The 16,360-nt window shown below is 70.9% G+C and carries 11 protein-coding genes; 8 read left to right on the top strand and 3 right to left on the bottom strand.

Annotation, left to right across the window (positions count from 1 at the left end; all coding sequences use genetic code 11):
• Window positions 1–3 precede the first annotated feature (3 nt).
• The 4 genes from IF19_RS0105260 to IF19_RS0105245 all read left to right on the top strand — a co-directional run bounded on the left by IF19_RS0105260 (window position 4) and on the right by IF19_RS0105245 (window position 8,055).
• Window positions 4–330, top strand: coding sequence for a DUF3817 domain-containing protein (locus tag IF19_RS0105260; RefSeq protein ID WP_030118670.1), 327 nt, complete (start codon window positions 4–6; stop codon window positions 328–330).
• Window positions 331–426: 96 nt separating this feature from the next.
• On the top strand, window positions 427–2,127 hold the full coding sequence (icmA, locus tag IF19_RS0105255) for a coenzyme B12-dependent isobutyryl-CoA mutase large subunit (RefSeq protein WP_030118671.1): 1,701 nt from the start codon (window positions 427–429) through the stop codon (window positions 2,125–2,127).
• Between the two features lie 236 nt (window positions 2,128–2,363).
• Window positions 2,364–7,379, top strand: a complete 5,016-nt coding sequence (locus tag IF19_RS0105250) for a LamG-like jellyroll fold domain-containing protein (protein WP_050493702.1) — start codon at window positions 2,364–2,366, stop codon at window positions 7,377–7,379.
• Between the two features lie 10 nt (window positions 7,380–7,389).
• The gene (locus IF19_RS0105245) at window positions 7,390–8,055 is read left to right on the top strand and encodes a hypothetical protein (RefSeq protein WP_050493701.1); all 666 of its coding nucleotides are present in this window, start codon (window positions 7,390–7,392) and stop codon (window positions 8,053–8,055) included.
• Window positions 8,056–8,101: 46 nt separating this feature from the next.
• On the opposite strand, the gene IF19_RS0105240 is transcribed toward IF19_RS0105245, so the two are convergent.
• Window positions 8,102–8,743, bottom strand: a complete 642-nt coding sequence (locus IF19_RS0105240) for a TetR/AcrR family transcriptional regulator (RefSeq protein ID WP_030118676.1) — start codon at window positions 8,741–8,743, stop codon at window positions 8,102–8,104.
• Between the two features lie 453 nt (window positions 8,744–9,196).
• On the opposite strand from IF19_RS0105240, the gene IF19_RS0105235 reads away from it, so the two are divergent.
• From IF19_RS0105235 to IF19_RS0105220, 4 genes are all read left to right on the top strand, one after another.
• Window positions 9,197–10,168, top strand: coding sequence for a tetratricopeptide repeat protein (locus IF19_RS0105235; RefSeq protein WP_030736214.1), 972 nt, complete (start codon window positions 9,197–9,199; stop codon window positions 10,166–10,168).
• Window positions 10,169–10,823: 655 nt separating this feature from the next.
• Window positions 10,824–11,477, top strand: coding sequence for a DUF6230 family protein (locus tag IF19_RS0105230; RefSeq protein ID WP_030118678.1), 654 nt, complete (start codon window positions 10,824–10,826; stop codon window positions 11,475–11,477).
• A 97-nt stretch (window positions 11,478–11,574) separates the two neighbouring features.
• Window positions 11,575–12,162: a DUF6114 domain-containing protein gene (locus IF19_RS0105225; protein ID WP_030118679.1), complete on the top strand. Its 588-nt coding sequence runs from the start codon at window positions 11,575–11,577 to the stop codon at window positions 12,160–12,162.
• Complete coding sequence (locus tag IF19_RS0105220) at window positions 12,152–13,507, top strand: hypothetical protein (RefSeq protein WP_030118680.1); 1,356 nt, start codon at window positions 12,152–12,154, stop codon at window positions 13,505–13,507. The genes IF19_RS0105225 and IF19_RS0105220 overlap by 11 nt, the downstream gene beginning before the upstream one ends.
• A 73-nt stretch (window positions 13,508–13,580) precedes the next feature.
• On the opposite strand, the gene pyk is transcribed toward IF19_RS0105220, so the two are convergent.
• Window positions 13,581–15,011, bottom strand: coding sequence for a pyruvate kinase (gene pyk, locus IF19_RS0105215; RefSeq protein ID WP_030118681.1), 1,431 nt, complete (start codon window positions 15,009–15,011; stop codon window positions 13,581–13,583).
• Window positions 15,012–15,113: 102 nt separating this feature from the next.
• Entirely contained in the window at window positions 15,114–16,325 is a 1,212-nt protein-coding gene (locus IF19_RS0105210; protein WP_030118682.1) for an acetate kinase, read from the bottom strand.
• Window positions 16,326–16,360 lie beyond the last annotated feature (35 nt).

The following is a 16,360-nucleotide window of genomic DNA, read 5'->3' as shown; positions in this document are numbered from 1 at the left end:
GGCATGAAACAGAACGTGCTCACCCGCTACCGGGTGATGGCCTACGTCACCGCCATCTGGCTGCTCGTCTTCACGGTGGCGATCATCGCGAAGTACGGCTTCCAGACCGGCGACACCATGCTGATCTCCCAGATCCACGGCGTGCTGTTCATCGTCTACGTCGTCTTCGCCTTCGATCTGGGCTCCAAGGCGAAATGGCCCTTCGGCAAGCTGCTGTGGGTCCTGGCCGCCGGCTGCATCCCCTTCGCCTCGTTCTTCGTCGAGCCGAAGGTCAGCCGCGAGGCCCGCGCCCTGGTCACCGACCCCGCGCCGGCCCCGGCCAAGGTCTGACCCCGGCGCGTCCGGCACCCCCGACCCGCCCCGCGCGTGAAGCGCCGGGCGGTTTGCCATCGACATTTACTAGGACGTCCTAGTAAATTCGAGGGTATGGACGCTGACGCGATCGAGGAAGGCCGCCTCCGCTGGCAGGCCCGTTACGACAAGGCCCGCAAGCGCGACGCGGACTTCACCACGCTCTCCGGTGACCCGGTCGAGCCGGTCTACGGGCCCCGCCCCGGTGACACGTACGAGGGATTCGAGCGGATCGGCTGGCCGGGGGAGTACCCCTTCACCCGCGGGCTGCACCCCACCGGCTACCGGGGCCGCACCTGGACGATCCGCCAGTTCGCCGGCTTCGGCAACGCGCGGCAGACCAACGAGCGCTACAAGATGATCCTCGCCGCGGGCGGCGGCGGGCTCAGCGTCGCCTTCGACATGCCGACGCTGATGGGCCGCGACTCCGACGACCCGCGCTCGCTCGGCGAGGTCGGCCACTGCGGGGTCGCCATCGACTCCGCCGCCGACATGGAGATCCTCTTCGGCGACATCCCGCTCGGGGACGTCACCACCTCGATGACGATCAGCGGGCCGGCCGTCCCCGTCTTCTGCATGTACCTGGTAGCCGCCGAGCGCCAGGGCGTCGACCCGGGCGTCCTCAACGGCACCCTCCAGACGGACATCTTCAAGGAGTACATCGCGCAGAAGGAGTGGCTGTTCCAGCCCGAGCCCCATCTGCGCCTCATCGGCGACCTGATGGAGCACTGCGCCGCCTCCATCCCCGCGTACAAGCCGCTCTCCGTCTCCGGCTACCACATCCGCGAGGCCGGGGCGACGGCCGCGCAGGAGCTGGCGTACACCCTCGCGGACGGCTTCGGCTACGTGGAGCTGGGCCTCTCGCGCGGCCTGGACGTCGACACCTTCGCCCCCGGGCTCTCCTTCTTCTTCGACGCCCACCTCGACTTCTTCGAGGAGATCGCGAAGTTCCGCGCCGCCCGCCGCATCTGGGCCCGCTGGATGAGGGAGACGTACGGCGCGAAGACCGACAAGGCGCAGTGGCTGCGGTTCCACACCCAGACCGCCGGCGTTTCGCTCACCGCTCAGCAGCCGTACAACAACGTCGTCCGCACCGCCGTCGAGGCGCTCTCCGCCGTCCTCGGCGGCACCAACTCGCTGCACACCAACGCCCTCGACGAGACGCTCGCGCTCCCCTCCGAGCAGGCGGCCGAGATCGCCCTGCGCACCCAGCAGGTGCTGATGGAGGAGACCGGCGTCGCCAACGTGGCCGACCCGCTGGGCGGTTCCTGGTACGTGGAGCAGCTCACCGACCGGATCGAGGCCGAGGCCGAGAAGATCTTCGACCAGATCAAGGAGCGCGGCACCCGCGCCCACCCGGACGGGCAGCACCCCATCGGCCCGATCACCTCCGGCATCCTGCGCGGCATCGAGGACGGCTGGTTCACCGGCGAGATCGCCGAATCCGCGTTCCAGTACCAGCGCGCCCTGGAGAAGGGCGACAAGCGGGTCGTCGGCGTCAACGTCCACCACGGCTCGGTCACCGGCGACCTGGAGATCCTGCGCGTCAGCCACGAGGTCGAGCGCGACCAGGTCAGCCAGCTCGCCGACCGCAAGGCCGCCCGCGACGACGCCAGGGTCACCGCCGCGCTGGACGCGATGCTCGCCGCCGCCCGCGACGGCTCCAACATGATCGCGCCCATGCTCGACGCGGTACGGGCCGAGGCCACGCTCGGCGAGATCTGCGGGGTGCTGCGCGACGAGTGGGGCGTCTACACGGAGCCGCCGGGCTTCTGAGTCACCGTCACCACAGTGGTTCGATCAGTATTCTCCGTGAAGACCTTATGAAGGGACATCGTCAATGTCATCATGATCGCTAGCTCCGGGGGGGAGTTGAGCCCACCTGCGTCAACGCAGGTGGGCTCTGCCCGCTTGCCCGATCCTGGAGCACTTCCAGCGATCAGGAGCAGCAGACCATGCGCGTCAAAGTCCCGATACGAAGATGCCGCAGCCGTCGTAGTGCGGCCCGGCTCATGGCCGTCACCGCGTTCGTCACCGCACTGTCGACAGTGGCGACGCTCGCGCACGCGGTGCCGCAACCACCCGCCGAATCGCGGAGCGTGACCGCGGGGGACGAGCAGCCGACGCCGGTCTACCCGCTCAAGGGCGAAGTCGCCCACTACGACTTCGAGTGGAGCGAGCCGGAGTACACCCCGACCGGACAGGATCTGGAAGGCGGGCCGCAGGCCACTCACCACAACGGCATCTACGCCGGACCGAGAAGCGACAACGAGAGCATCTGGGGCGGCGGGTCCGGTGGCCGTACGCTGCGGCTCGACGGGGTGGACGACTACCTCACCATCCCGGTGCCGTTGCCGACGGACCAGTCCTTCACCGTCTCGGCGTGGCTGGAGGCCGAGCAGTCCGGAAAGCCCTACACGGTCATCTCCCGGCCGGGCAGCCAGGTGTCCGGGTTCGCGCTGAAGATCAATGCCGACGGCAAACCCTCCTTCGCCATGCCGAAGGAGGACACCGCCACGACGGCCTGGTCCACTGCCACCGGCACCGTCCCCGTGACGAACACCGGCGAGTGGACCCACCTCACCGGTGTCTTCGACGCGGCCGCCGGCCAGATCCGGCTCTACGTGAACGGCGCCCGAGTGGCCGTCGCCGCCCATGCCGAGGGCTGGCGCGCCTCCGGCGACATCGAGGTCGGCCGGGGACTGGCCGCCGGCAAGCCCGCCGACCACTTCCCCGGCCGGATGGATGACGTACGGGTCTGGAGCCGCGCGCTCAACGACCTCCAGGCATCGGGCGCGGCCATCCCGCAGCGCATCGCCCGCGCCGACTACTGCACCACCGGCAACTGGCTGCACGCCGGCGGGCCGAAGGTGAAGGCAGCCGCCGCGCAGGGCCTCACCGGCCCCGCCGTCAACGCCCGGCTGGCCGTCTACACCTGGGGAGCCGGCACGCTCGGCAACGCCCGCCGCGCGGACGCGGAGGATCGGCAGGCCGCCTACGCCGCGGAGCAGACCCGCCGGACAGGCTGGGCCAGCATCACGAAGCCGTTCGCCGTCAGCGGCGCCGACTACATGACGTTCCTGGAAGCGCCGGACTACGCGCGGACGATGTCACAGTTCCTGGTCGCGGAGAGCTTCGACGGGCCGCCGCCGACCAAGCCCTCCACGGTGGCGCTCGACAACGCGATCGCCATCCTCAAGCAGCGGCAGGAGGAGTCGAAGGACGAAATGTACGGCGGGATCTACGCCTTCACCTCCGAGAGCGACCTCCGGAAGCTGTCGGCCTACGAGATCGCCCGCTTCATCCGGCTGGGCGGACTGCCCTCGGTGAGCCCGGACGCCTCCTCCCTCGAATTCCGGATGGAGGCCGAGGAGCTCAAGACCCAGTGGGCGGGCTGCGCGACGGACGACCCCTACGACCCGTTCAAGAAGTTCGGCGACGTGGTGGAGACCGCGGACGCCGAGTGGCAGGCGGAGCAGGCCAGCCAGGCCAAGCAGCGCGGCGACCTCGCGGCCGCCGAGATCCAGGCGTACAAGGATCTGCGCAAGTCCTCGGACGCCATGGTCGAGGCGCAGGGCCAGGCGTACATCGTCAGCCGGATGCTGGTCTTCCAGAAGTACTGGCAGGGCAAGCCGAAGACGGAGCCCGGGTACCCCAAGGCCGCGGTGTTCACCAACGCCACGACCGCGATCAGCAACGCCAAGAAGGCGATCTCCGCACAGCTGACGATCGCGAAGAGCGCGGCGACCTCGGCCCAGGCGCAGGCGGACAAGGCGGCGACCGCGCAGACGGACGCCGGAGCCATCGCCCTCGCCAACGGCACGCCGTACGGCCGCGGGCTCACCTACGCACGGCAGTCCGCCCAGGTGACCAAGGCATCGGCCTCCGCCGCGCAGTCCTCGGCCAAGGCGATCGAGGCCACGCTGAACGCGGCGTCGGCCACCGCCGCCGACAGCAAGGCCCTCTACGCGCTGGGCGACACCCAGTCCCACGCGGCACAGACCGCCTTTCGACGCGCCGCGGCGGAAGAGGCCGCCGCCCAGGCGAAGGCGGCCGCCGCCGGCGCCGAGCAGCAGGCGGTCCAGGCAGCCGCGAACGCCACCAAGGCCAAGGCGGCCCAGGCCAAGGCCGAAGGGGCCGAGCAGACCGCCAAACTGGCCGCCGCCGACGCCAAGGCCAAGCGGGCCGTCGCCGAGAGCGAGCGGGACAAGGCCAAGGTCCAGAAGGAGATCGCCGCCACCGAGCGCGGCAAGGCGGCCGCGGCCGACCAGGAGGCGCGGACCCAGCGGGAGGCCGCGGGCCGGGCCCTGAGCGCCGCCCAGACGGCGGGGGCCACCGCGGCGACGAAGAAGAACGAGGCCCTGGCAGCCGAGGGCCGGGCCAGGAACGCCCGGGACGGAGCGCTGCGGGCCGAGAGCGACCGCGATGTCGCCCTGGCGAAGCAGTGGGCGCTGGAGGCCAAGGCGGATGCGGACGAGGGCACGGCCGCCGCGGCCGAGTCCCGGGCCGCCGCGACCCAGGCCCGGGCGGCGGCGAACGAGGCCACCACGGCAGCGTCCAACGCCCGTGCCGCCGCCGACACCGCGACCACGGCGGCGGCCAACGCCCGCGAGGCCGCGACGAAGGCGGAAGCCGCCGCCGCACGCTCCCGGGCGGCCTCCGACGCCGCCCAGCGCGATGTGGCGATCACCACGGCCGCCGTGGCGAAGGCCCACTCGGCAGCGGCCGACGCCATCGCCTCGTCCGAAGCGGCGGCGCAGAACGTCCGCGCTGCCAAGGCCCTCGCCGACACGGCGAAGGCCAAGGCCGCCGAAGCCAAGGCGAACGCCGACCTGGCGCACATCGAGGCCGTCGCCACCGCGGCCGCGGCGGTACGAACCGCCGGCTACGCCTACGCCGCCTCGCAGGCGGCGGACGCCGCCCGTGACGCGGCCGTGGTCGCCGTGGCGGCGGCGAAGACCGCCATTGCGCTGGGCACCCCGTTCCGTGAGACCGACGCGTCGGCGGCCCTGGCCGTCCTCCTCGGGCAGACCGCCAAGACGCTGGCCGAGCAGCAGGCAGCGGTCGCCAAGGCGCGGGCGGACGAGGCGGCGAAGGCCGCGGCGACCGCCAAGGCGCTCGCCGCGAAGGCATCCGCCGACGACAAGGCCGCCGCGACCGCCGCCTCCCAGGCCGCGGACTCCGCCGTGAAGGCCGCCGCTTCCGTCACCAAGGCGCGTGCCTCCGCGGCCGAGGCGGCAGCCGCCGTCAAGGCGACCCTCAAGGCCGAGGCCAACACCATCGAGTACAACCGGCAGGCCATCGGCGACGCGGCGGCGGCAGCCGACGCGGCGAACACGGCCACCGGATACGCGACCGACGCCCGCAACTCGGCCGACGCCGCCGAACTGGACGCGGCCTCGGCACGCGGAGCGGCCACCGCGGCCGAGAACGACGCCGCGGCGGCGCGCGGAGTGGCCGACAAGGCCGAACGCGACGCCACGGCCGCCGAGGCGTCCGCCGCCCGGGCGCAGGACCTGGCCAGGGAAGCCCAGGAAGCCGCCGTCCGCACGGAGAACGCCAAGGAGAGGGAGACCGTCACCAAGGGCGGCGTCACCGGCATCGGCCAGATGTTCACCAAGCAGAAGGTCGAGCAGCTGGGGGAGCCCACGCCGCAGAACGACTGTGTTCTGGACATCGGCTTCGACGGCTGCACGGTGAAGTACAAGCTCCGCTTCAACATCACCGTCGACTTCTACCTGTGCGCGGACGAGGACGCGGGGGACGACGTCAGCGCCGCGACCTGCCCGGTGGACTCGATCGTCTGGCTCGGCAGCGAGAAGCACACGGACCAGACGGCGTACGTCGACAGGTACTTCAGCCGTCTGGAGATCGCGTTGATCTTCGACAAGATGGTGCTCCAGGCTCTGTGGCACGTGCTCGTCGACGACTTCGTCCAGTGCTCGAAGGGCAGTGTCAGCGGTTGCCTCTGGGCCGCCAGCAACTTCATCCCCGGCAAGAAGATCGCCGACGCGGTGGACGCCGTACGTGCCCTCGACGCCGCGATGAAGACCGGGGTGGGCGTCGCCGACGCGTACCGGGCCCTGAAGAACCTCGATCTCGATCCGGCGGTCCTCGCCAATCTGGAGCGCCAGGCCAACACGGCGGAGGACCTGTTCACCTCCTGCGCCAGGAACAGCTTTCCCGGTGACACCCGGGTGCTGATGGCCGACGGATCGCACCAGGAGATCCGCTCCGTCCGGGTCGGTGACCGTGTCCTCGCGACCGATCCCGCCGGCGGGGGCCGGCGGGCGCAGACGGTGACGGCGACCTTCCGCCACGACACCGACCGCCTCGTCACCGTCTCGTTCAGGGGTGGGGAGACCCTCACCAGCACCGCCGGACACAAGGTCTACGTCATCGGAGAGGGCTGGACGCTCGTCGCGGACCTGAGCACGGGCGACCGGCTGCGCGGCCCCGACGGGGCGAAGCGCACGGTGAGCGGCTTGCGGGACCGCTCAGGTTTGACGCCCCGCCTGGTGTACGACCTGACCGTGGACAACCTCCACACGTTCTACGTGAGCACGCGGGGCTCCGACAGCAGGGACGTCCTGGTCCACAACTGCATGAACCTCAACGACGAGACGGCGATGCCCGCCAGCGGGGCGCACACGCTCAAGGAGCATGTGAACGTGGACGCGAACGAGGCGTTCCGTCTCGCCAGGAGGAAGGGAAAGCCCAACAGCGTATGGACGAATGCGGACATCGCCCAGCAGGCGGTCGACCGGGTCGTGTCCGACTACTTCTACCCCAGAGGGGTCAGGAACAACGCCGCGTTCGCCCGGCTGGAGAGCTGGCGGCGTACGGCGGGGCCGGGCGACTACTTCACCCTCTCGGGGAAATGGGACGCGTATCCCTCACTGGGCAAGGCGTACCATCCCGACGGCAGCACCATCACGACGGCCGGCAACGGGGTGACGGTCCTCCTCAAGAAGTGGTCCCACAAGGGTCGCGGCGGCTTCGTCGTCTACACGGCCTACCCGAACTGAGAGAGGAACCATGACACCGCGCCACACCGAGTGGGATTTCGGTCTCAGTCGGCTGACCAAGTTCTTCGCCGGGCCGTGGTCCCATGAGCGGACCGTCGACGAGACCATCGCGGACGCCGCCCTGGGGCACCTGGACGAGCCTGCGGGAGAGGCGGCCTCGGCGATCCTGGCGGACGCGGTCCGCCTCGAACAGAGCCCCCTGCCCACCGAGGTCATCACGACGGTGTGGGCGGTCGCCTCGGAGGGCGGGTACAACCTCGCCTTCTTCGGCGTCGACGGACGGGACTGGCTGCGCCAGGTCGCGGCCGTCTGCTCCGAACCGGCGCGGCGGGCCGACCCGGCAGAGTCGTCGGCGGTCGAGCCGGTCGCGGCGTCCGAGGAATCGGTCCGGGCCGTCCTGGCGGCCGTCGCGGAGGTGGAGCCCGCCCTGGCGGCGAGGGCGGCGGCGAAGGACGGGACGCTCTTCGGCCATGCGCCGGGCGAGGTGGTCCGGGCCCTGGAATCGGTCACCGCCCAGGTCGATCCCGACCTCGGCTTCCGGCTCCTCCTGCGGGTGCTGAGCACCTGCTGGGTGCCGATCTCCGATGCCCAGTACGCCCGGTACGAGGCTCTCGGCGAGGCATTCGGCTACGGGCGCTTCCATGTGTCCGACGTGGAGCATCAGACGCGCTGGTAGCCGGTGCCGCACACCGTGCGAACAGGGGGGACGGCGTCCCGGGGCATCAGCTCCCGGGGCGCCGTTCCATCGCTCCCGGCCCCAGCCCCGACAGCAGCAGCAGGGTGAACTGCCGGGCCCAGTCGGTGTCGACGGGCTCGGCGCTCACCAGCAGGCGGTGCACCACCGCGCCCGCGATCACGTCGAAGATCAGGTCGGCGGTCCGGTTCGCCACCACCGCGTCGGTCTCGACGGGCAGTTCGCCCCGCTGCTGTGCCCGCCGCCGTCCTTCGAGCACCAGCCGCTTCTGCCGCTCCACGATCGAGTCCCGGATCCGCATCCGCAGCGATTCGTCCCGGGTGGACTCCGCGACCACCGCCATCAGCGCGGTCCGGGTCTCCGGGCGCTCCAGCAGGGCGGCGAACTGGAGCACCACGCCCTGCACATCGGCGGCCAGGCTGCCCCGGTCCGGCAGTTCCAGCTCGTCGAACAGGACCGCGACCGCGTCCACGACCAGCTCGTTCTTGCCGGCCCAGCGCCGGTAGAGGGTCGTCTTGGCGACCCCGGCCCGGGTCGCCACGTCCCCCATCGTCAGCTTCGACCAGCCCAGGTCGACCAGGGACGCCCGCGTCGCCTCAAGGATCGCGGCGTCGGCCTCGGTGCTCCGAGGACGCCCTGTCCGGCTGGTTCGGGGGTCGCTGTCGCTCATGATGCGGCGACCATACCGGCCGGTAGGGAAACCGCTACTCCTCGGTAACCGTGAGACAGATCACCGGGATCACCTGGTACGACGAGCACATCGACAGTTACGCTACGGGTCGTAGCGTAAGGAAGGCGGCCCGCCCGCCCCCGGACGCCGCGACGAACGACAGCCACCGGGGCCCCAGCGGGCCCCAGGCGCCGGGTGGGGACCCGGAGCCGCACGGACCGGCCGGACGGGGATCCGGAAGGTCCACCCGGGTCTTCACGGACCCACCGTCAGGACCGGAGCCTCCCGGATGCCCCGGCAGTTCCACCGGGGCTTTCGCGGGCCCCGTCGGGCCCTTCGGGGGCCCGGGGCCGTCCCGGCCCGTCCGCTCCCGCACGCCGGCGGGAGCCTTCGGCCGGGCCGGTTCTCGCGCTCGCTTTCCGCAACGGCGCACCCAGGGGGGAGGATGTACGTATGCAGCCTAGGAACATGTCCATGAGCGGCGTTGTCGACCTCGCCGCCGTCAAGGCGGCCGGTGAGGCCAAGGCCAAGGCGGAGCAGGCCCGCGCACAGGCCGCCCGCACCGGTGGCTCCGGCGCCGTCGCGCCCGCCGCCCTGGTGATCGACGTCGATGAAGCCGGTTTCGAGCGCGACGTCCTCCAGCGCTCCACCGAGGTCCCCGTCGTCCTCGACTTCTGGGCCGAATGGTGCCAGCCGTGCAAGCAGCTCGGCCCCCTGCTGGAGCGTCTGGCCGTCGAGTACAACGGCCGCTTCCTGCTGGCTAAGATCGACGTCGAGGCCAACCAGATGCTGATGCAGCAGTTCGGCATCCAGAGCATTCCGGCCGTTTTCGCCGTCGTCGCCGGGCAGGCCCTCCCGCTCTTCCAGGGCGCGGCCCCCGAGGCCCAGATCCGCGAGACGCTGGACCAGCTGATCCAGGTCGGCGAGGAGCGCTTCGGGCTGACCGGCATCACGGTCGACCCGGACGCCGGGGCGCCGGGCGCCGCACCGGCCGAGGTCCCGGCCGGTCCGTACGACGCCCTCCTGGAGGCCGCCGCCTCCGCGCTCGACGCCAACGACTTCGGCGGCGCGATCCAGGCGTACAAGAACGTCCTCACCGACGACCCGGCCAACCCGGAGGCCAAGCTGGGCCTCGCCCAGGCGGAGCTGCTCGGACGGGTCCAGAGCATGGACCCGCAGGCGGTCCGCACGGCGGCCGCGGACAATCCGGCCGATGTGGACGCCCAGATCGCCGCCGCCGACCTGGATCTGGTCGGCGGTCACGTCGAGGACGCCTTCGGCCGGCTGGTCGAGGCGGTCCGCCGTACCGCGGGCGACGAGCGGAACACCGCCCGGCTGCGGCTGCTGGAGCTGTTCGAGGTGATCGGCCCCGAGGACCCCAGGGTGACCGCAGCGCGCACCGCGCTCGCCCGCGTCCTGTTCTGAGACCGGTCCGCCGTCCGCTCCGGACGCACCCGATTGTCCCGATGTGACAAGACGGCCGCATCGCCCGCCCGGCGATGCGGCCGTTTTGCCGTCCGGACGCCAAAGAACGGCCCGAGAAGCCCCCGCTTTACCAAATCTTGACAAAGATGCGAGCTGTTACTCGGAGTAAAGCGTGCTGGCGGTTCTGTCCGGTTTCCAGGGAGTTTCCCGCCATTCCGATGTCCCTTTCGTGCCACCCTGCGTCGCCGCGCGATGCCGTGCTGTCGTCCTGTGGTTATCAGGGCGTTACTAGCGAGTAACGATCCCCCTTGTGTCGGGCGCGTGAATGGACCACGATCGGCCACGCTCGGTCCAATACCTTCCGCCCGGTCTCCAGCCGGTGCCCGAGGGCCTGTTGGGTCCCCACCGAGTGGGTCGGCGGCAGTGGCGCCGACCGTGGACAGGGGGGTTCCCGCCCGACAGCGGGGCCTGTCCGACCGGCCGTGCGGAGCGCGCGGCCCGTGGTTGTCGCTCGGGGGTGAACGCCGGTGGATCGGATACGGGAAAGGTCTCCGATCGCGGGCGCTCTCCTTCCCGAGGACGTAGCACTTCTCCCATCCCAGGCCGGGCCAGAGGCCCGCCCGGAGATGTACGTCCGAGAAGAAGGAGCAAAAGTATGAGTTCCCAGGTTCGCGGTGGGACGAGATGGAAGCGTTTCGCTCTGGTCATGGTGCCGAGCGTCGTCGCCACGGCGGCGGTGGGCGTCGGCCTCGCGCAGGGTGCGCTCGCCGCGTCCTTCGCGGTCTCCGGCCAGAGCTTCAAGGTCAGCACCGACAGGCTCGAGGGCGACGACTTCGTCCAGTACGGCAGCGTCGCGGTCGGTAAGGACCTCGAAGGCAAGGAAGCGGCGCACGCGGTCGCGGTGTCGGGCTTCAGCAAGGCGACCATCACCAACATGTGCCAGTCGGTGGTCACGCCGAAGGTCCCGTTCATCAACAAGAGCATCAGCCTTGAGCTGAACGCCGGTACCAACCCGAAGAAGCCGGTCGAGGCGACCAACCTCTACCTGGACGTCTCCGAGCTGGACGCCGACGCCGAGTTCCGGAACATCGACATCGGTGTCGCGGCCGGTTCGCTGGCGAAGAAGAACAAGCCGGGCAGCATCGGTATCCAGCCCGGTACGCAGGCGAACGAGTCGGGCTTCGCGCAGCGGGCCGACAAGGCCGTGCTGACCGGCGTGAAGCAGACGGCGTGGGCGACCACCGCCGGCACCTTCAAGCTCAGCGACCTGAAGCTGAGGCTGCACACGGGCGTCAAGGAGTGCTACTAGCACTCGGCCCGGGTGGCCGGAACGTCCTTCCGGGACGTTCCGGCCACCCCCCTCCTTCCCTTCTCACCGCAGTACCGGTTCCAGGGAGCTGTTTTCCATGAGCCCCGAGTCCACAGGGCAGAACGAGCACTACATCAGCGTCTACCGGCGACGCTTCCGCGCCTGGCGGGGCGACCGCCCGTTCTGGGCCGGTCTGTTCACCATGGCCGGTGGCCTTCCCATCGCCTACTTCCCGTACGCCGACCTGCACCTCGGCAACATGACGCTGGCGATGTCCACGACCGCCGGCGCCGGGTCCCTGATCATCGGGATCCTGCTGATCACGCTCGGCTTCACCATGTGGTTCCACCACATCGTCCGGGTGTTCGCGGGCGTCGCGGCCATCCTGCTGGCGCTGATCTCCATACCCGTCGCCAACATCGGCGGCTTCGTGATCGGGTTCCTGCTCTCCCTCATCGGCGGAGCCCTGTCCGTTTCCTGGGCGCCCGGTGTGCCGCAGCAGGACGGCGAGGCGCAGCCGCAGACCGGCGAGGCGCCGGCCGGCGAACGGGACCCGCTCGCCAAGGACTTCCCGTACGAGGAGCGCCCCGCTGGCGAGCTCCAGCCCGCGGCCGTCCCGCAGCAGCAGGGCCCCGGGTTCGACCCGGTGGCCGGCTCCGAGGCGGGGGGGCATCGTGCGGGGTGACGACGGACAGCGGACGGACGCCCACCCCGGCGACGAGATCCGCGAGCGCAAGGGGCCCCGCCACGCGGCCCCCAGGAAGTCGCTGCTCACCAAGCTCCACCTGCCGAGCGGCAAGAAGGCCCTGGCCCTCGCGGCCATGCCGACGGCGGTCTTCGTGGGCATGGGGCTGACGCCCAAGATGGCCCTGGCCGAGGACCGCATCGAGAACCCGTTCGCGCCCGGCCCCTGCGTCACCCGGTCCGACGAGCCGGACGCGTCCGAGTCGCCCGAGGCCACCCCGTCCCCGTCGGCCACGGAGAAGGACGGCAAGGACGACGGCTCCGGCAAGGACGACGCCGCCACCCCGAAGCCCTCGGCGAGCGGTTCCGCTTCCGGTACGGAGAAAGAGCCCTCGGCCGACGAGAAGCCCGGCGCGCAGTCCGACGAGAAGCCCGGCGACGACAAGGCCGCCCGCTCCGCCGACAAGCCCGCCGAGACGCCCTCCGCGACCCCGACGCCCACCAAGTCCAAGAACCCGCTCGACCCGCTCGGCATCGGCGACGCGCTCAAGGACCTCTTCGACGGCCCGAACGGCGACAAGGACAAGGGCGAGGGGAAGGCGGACGAGCCGGCGAGCCCGTCCCCGAGCCCCACGGCCGACGCCCCGGAGAAGTCCGAGAAGCCGAAGGACCCGGCGAAGGACCCCGCGGAGGGCGCGGCCGACAAGGCGAAGGAGACGTCCGACAAGGCGGCCGACGCCATCCGCGAGGCCGCCGAGAAGGCCGGCGAGAAGGTCGAGGAGCTCGACGAGGACGCCAAGGGACTCGACGCCAAGAAGGACGAGGACATCCCGGACGGCGCGAAGCCCCGCTTCCCGTGCCCCGAGGTGGACCCGGAGGCGCTCGCCGCGGCCGAGCTGGAGCCCGGCATGCCGCTCCTGCCGACCGACCCCTGGATCCTGGAATCGACGCGGCTCACCCTGCGCGGTCTGGACTACCACGGCATCGTCGAGGTGAAGAAGGCGGACGGCAGCATCAAGAAGGTGCTGAAGTTCACCGCCTCCTCGATCGACATCAAGGACCTGCACCAGCTCACCGAGGGCCCGGCGGGCACGACCGGGCACGTCACGTCGCGCCCCGGCTCGACCTCGGAGATCCGCAACGGCGAGGTCACGATGTACACGGAGGAGCTGAAGGGCAACCTCTTCGGCCTCATCCCGGTCACGTTCAGCCCGCAGACCCCGCCGCCGCTGAACGTCCCCATCGCGGTGTTCACCAAGGTGACGGTGAAGCAGGCCGGCCAGTTCGGCGGCACGCTCACCGTGCCGGGGCTGAAGAACTACCTGGAGGGCGGCGCGGGCCGCTGACCCGGCGCACCCACCGACGAGGGGCGCCCCCGGACGAGATGTCCGGGGGCGCCCCTCGTGCGTGGCCGGCGGGTCAGTCCCGCTCGCCGCCGCCCAGGTGGTGGACCCGGACCATGTTGGTGGTGCCGGGGACGCCGGGGGGCGAACCGGCGGTGATGACCATGGTGTCGCCGTCGTTGTAGCGGTTCAGCTTCAGCAACTCCGCGTCGACCAGGTCGACCATCGCGTCGGTGTTGTCCACGTGCGGGACTACGTAGGACTCGACGCCCCAGCTCAGCGCGAGCTGGTTGCGAGTGTTCTCGTCCGTGGTGAACGCCAGGATCGGCTGGGCCGTGCGGTAGCGGGAGAGACGGCGGGCCGTGTCACCGGACTGGGTGAAGGCGACCAGGGCCTTGCCGTTCAGGAAGTCCGCGATCTCGCAGGCCGCGCGGGCCACCGAACCGCCCTGCGTACGGGGCTTCTTGCCGGGGACCAGCGGCTGGAGGCCCTTGGAGAGCAGCTCCTCCTCGGCGGCCGCGACGATCTTCGCCATCGTCTTGACCGTCTCGATCGGGTACGCGCCCACCGAGGACTCGGCCGACAGCATGACCGCGTCCGTGCCGTCCAGGATCGCGTTGGCGACGTCGGACGCCTCGGCGCGGGTGGGCCGCGAGTTGGTGATCATCGACTCCATCATCTGGGTCGCCACGATCACCGGCTTGGCGTTGCGCCGGCACAGCTCCACCAGGCGCTTCTGCACCATCGGGACCTTCTCCAGCGGGTACTCCACGGCCAGGTCGCCGCGGGCCACCATCACACCGTCGAACGCCGCGACGACGCCCTCCATGTGCTCGACCGCCTGCGGCTTCTCCACCTTGGCGATGACGGGGACCCGGCGGCCCTCCTCGTCCATCACCTTGTGCACGTCCTTGACGTCGTCGGCGTCGCGGACGAAGGAGAGCGCGACCAGGTCGCAGCCCATCCGCAGCGCGAAGCGCAGGTCCTCGACGTCCTTCTCGGACAGGGCCGGGACGTTGACCGCCGCGCCGGGCAGGTTGATGCCCTTGTGGTCGGAGATGACACCGCCCTCGATGACGATGGTCTTCACCCGCGGGCCCTCGACCGCGACGACCTTCAGCTCGACGTTGCCGTCGTTGATGAGGATCGGGTCGCCCTTGACGACGTCGCCGGGCAGACCCTTGTAGGTCGTGCCGCAGATCGACTTGTCGCCGGCGACGTCCTCGGAGGTGATGGTGAACTCGTCGCCGCGGACCAGCTCGACCGGCCCCTCCGCGAACTTGGCCAGCCGGATCTTCGGCCCCTGGAGGTCGGCGAGCACGCCCACCGCCCGGCCGGTCTCGGCGGCTGCCGCGCGGACGCGGTCGTAACGGCCCTGGTGTTCCTCGTGGGAGCCGTGGCTGAAGTTGAAACGGGCCACGCTCATGCCCGCCTCGATCAGAGCGACGAGCTGCTCGTGGGAGTCGACGGCGGGACCGAGGGTGCAGACGATTTTGGAACGGCGCATGAGGCGGATCCTATCGGTTTGTTTCGCTGCGGAATATTCCGTCTGGTGGAAGATACAAAAGGGCGCGGGGGTGCTCAGTTGTCGACCCGTCCGAGGCGTACGTCACGCCCCCTCGACGAGCGCGAACGTCTGGTCGGCGATCTCCAGCTCCTCGTCCGTCGGCACCACGGCGACCGCCACCCGCGCGTACTCCGGCGAGATCAGCCGCGGCTCCCCGGACCGTACGGCGTTGAGCCCGGCGTCCACCGCCATGCCCAGCTCCTCCAGGCCCGCGATGGCAGCTTCCCGCACCGGCGCCGCGTTCTCGCCGACCCCCGCCGTGAACGCCACCGCGTCCACCCGGCCGAGCACCGCCGTGTAGGCGCCGATGTACTTCTTCAGCCGGTGGATGTAGATGTCGAAGGCCAGCGCCGCCCGCTCGTCGCCCTCGTCGATCCGGCGGCGGATCACCCGCATGTCGTTGTCGCCGCAGAGGCCGACCAGCCCGCTCTTCTTGTTCAGCAGGACGTCGATCTCGTCGGCGGACATGCCCGCCACCCGCTTGAGGTGGAAGGTGACCGCCGGATCGACGTCCCCGGAGCGCGTACCCATCACGAGCCCCTCCAAGGGGGTCAGCCCCATGGAGGTGTCCACGCACCGCCCGCCCCTGACCGCCGAGGCCGACGCCCCGTTGCCCAGGTGCAGCACGATGACGTTCACCTCCTCGGGGCCCTTGCCCAGCAGCTCGGCCGTCTTCCGCGAGACGTACGCGTGCGAGGTGCCGTGGAAGCCGTAGCGGCGGATGCGGTGCGCGTCGGCGGTCTCCACGTCGATCGCGTACCGGGCGGCCGACTCCGGCATCGTCGTGTGGAACGCCGTGTCGAAGACCGCCACCTGCGGCAGATCGGGCCGCAGCGCCCGCGCCGTGACGATGCCCGTGATGTTCGCCGGGTTGTGCAGCGGCGCGACCGGGACCAGCCGCTCGATCTCCTTCAGCACCTCGTCGGTGATCACGGTTGGCTCGCTGAACCGCAGCCCGCCGTGGACCACCCGGTGCCCGATCGCGGCGAGTTCGGGGGAGTCCAGGCCGAGCCCGTCCGCCGCCAGCTCCTCGGCCGCGGCCCTCAGCGCCTCCTCGTGGTCGGCGATCCGCCCCGTACGCTCCCGGGGCTCCGCACCACCGCCGGTCAGCGGCGTGTGCACCAGCCGCGAGGTCTCCTCGCCGATCCGCTCGACCAGGCCCGAGGCCAGCCGGGAGCGGTCCCGCATGTCGAGGAGCTGGTACTTCACCGACGAGGAGCCGGAGTTGAGGACGAGGACGCGGTGCGGTTCCACAGGGGCAGCCGTGCTTTCGTGGTCGGGGAAGGGGG

This window comes from Streptomyces californicus (assembly GCF_000717645.1).
Taxonomy (GTDB): Bacteria; Actinomycetota; Actinomycetes; order Streptomycetales; family Streptomycetaceae; genus Streptomyces; species Streptomyces californicus.
Note: the sequence above shows the minus strand (reverse complement) of the source record. Positions and strands in the feature narration are given on the sequence as shown.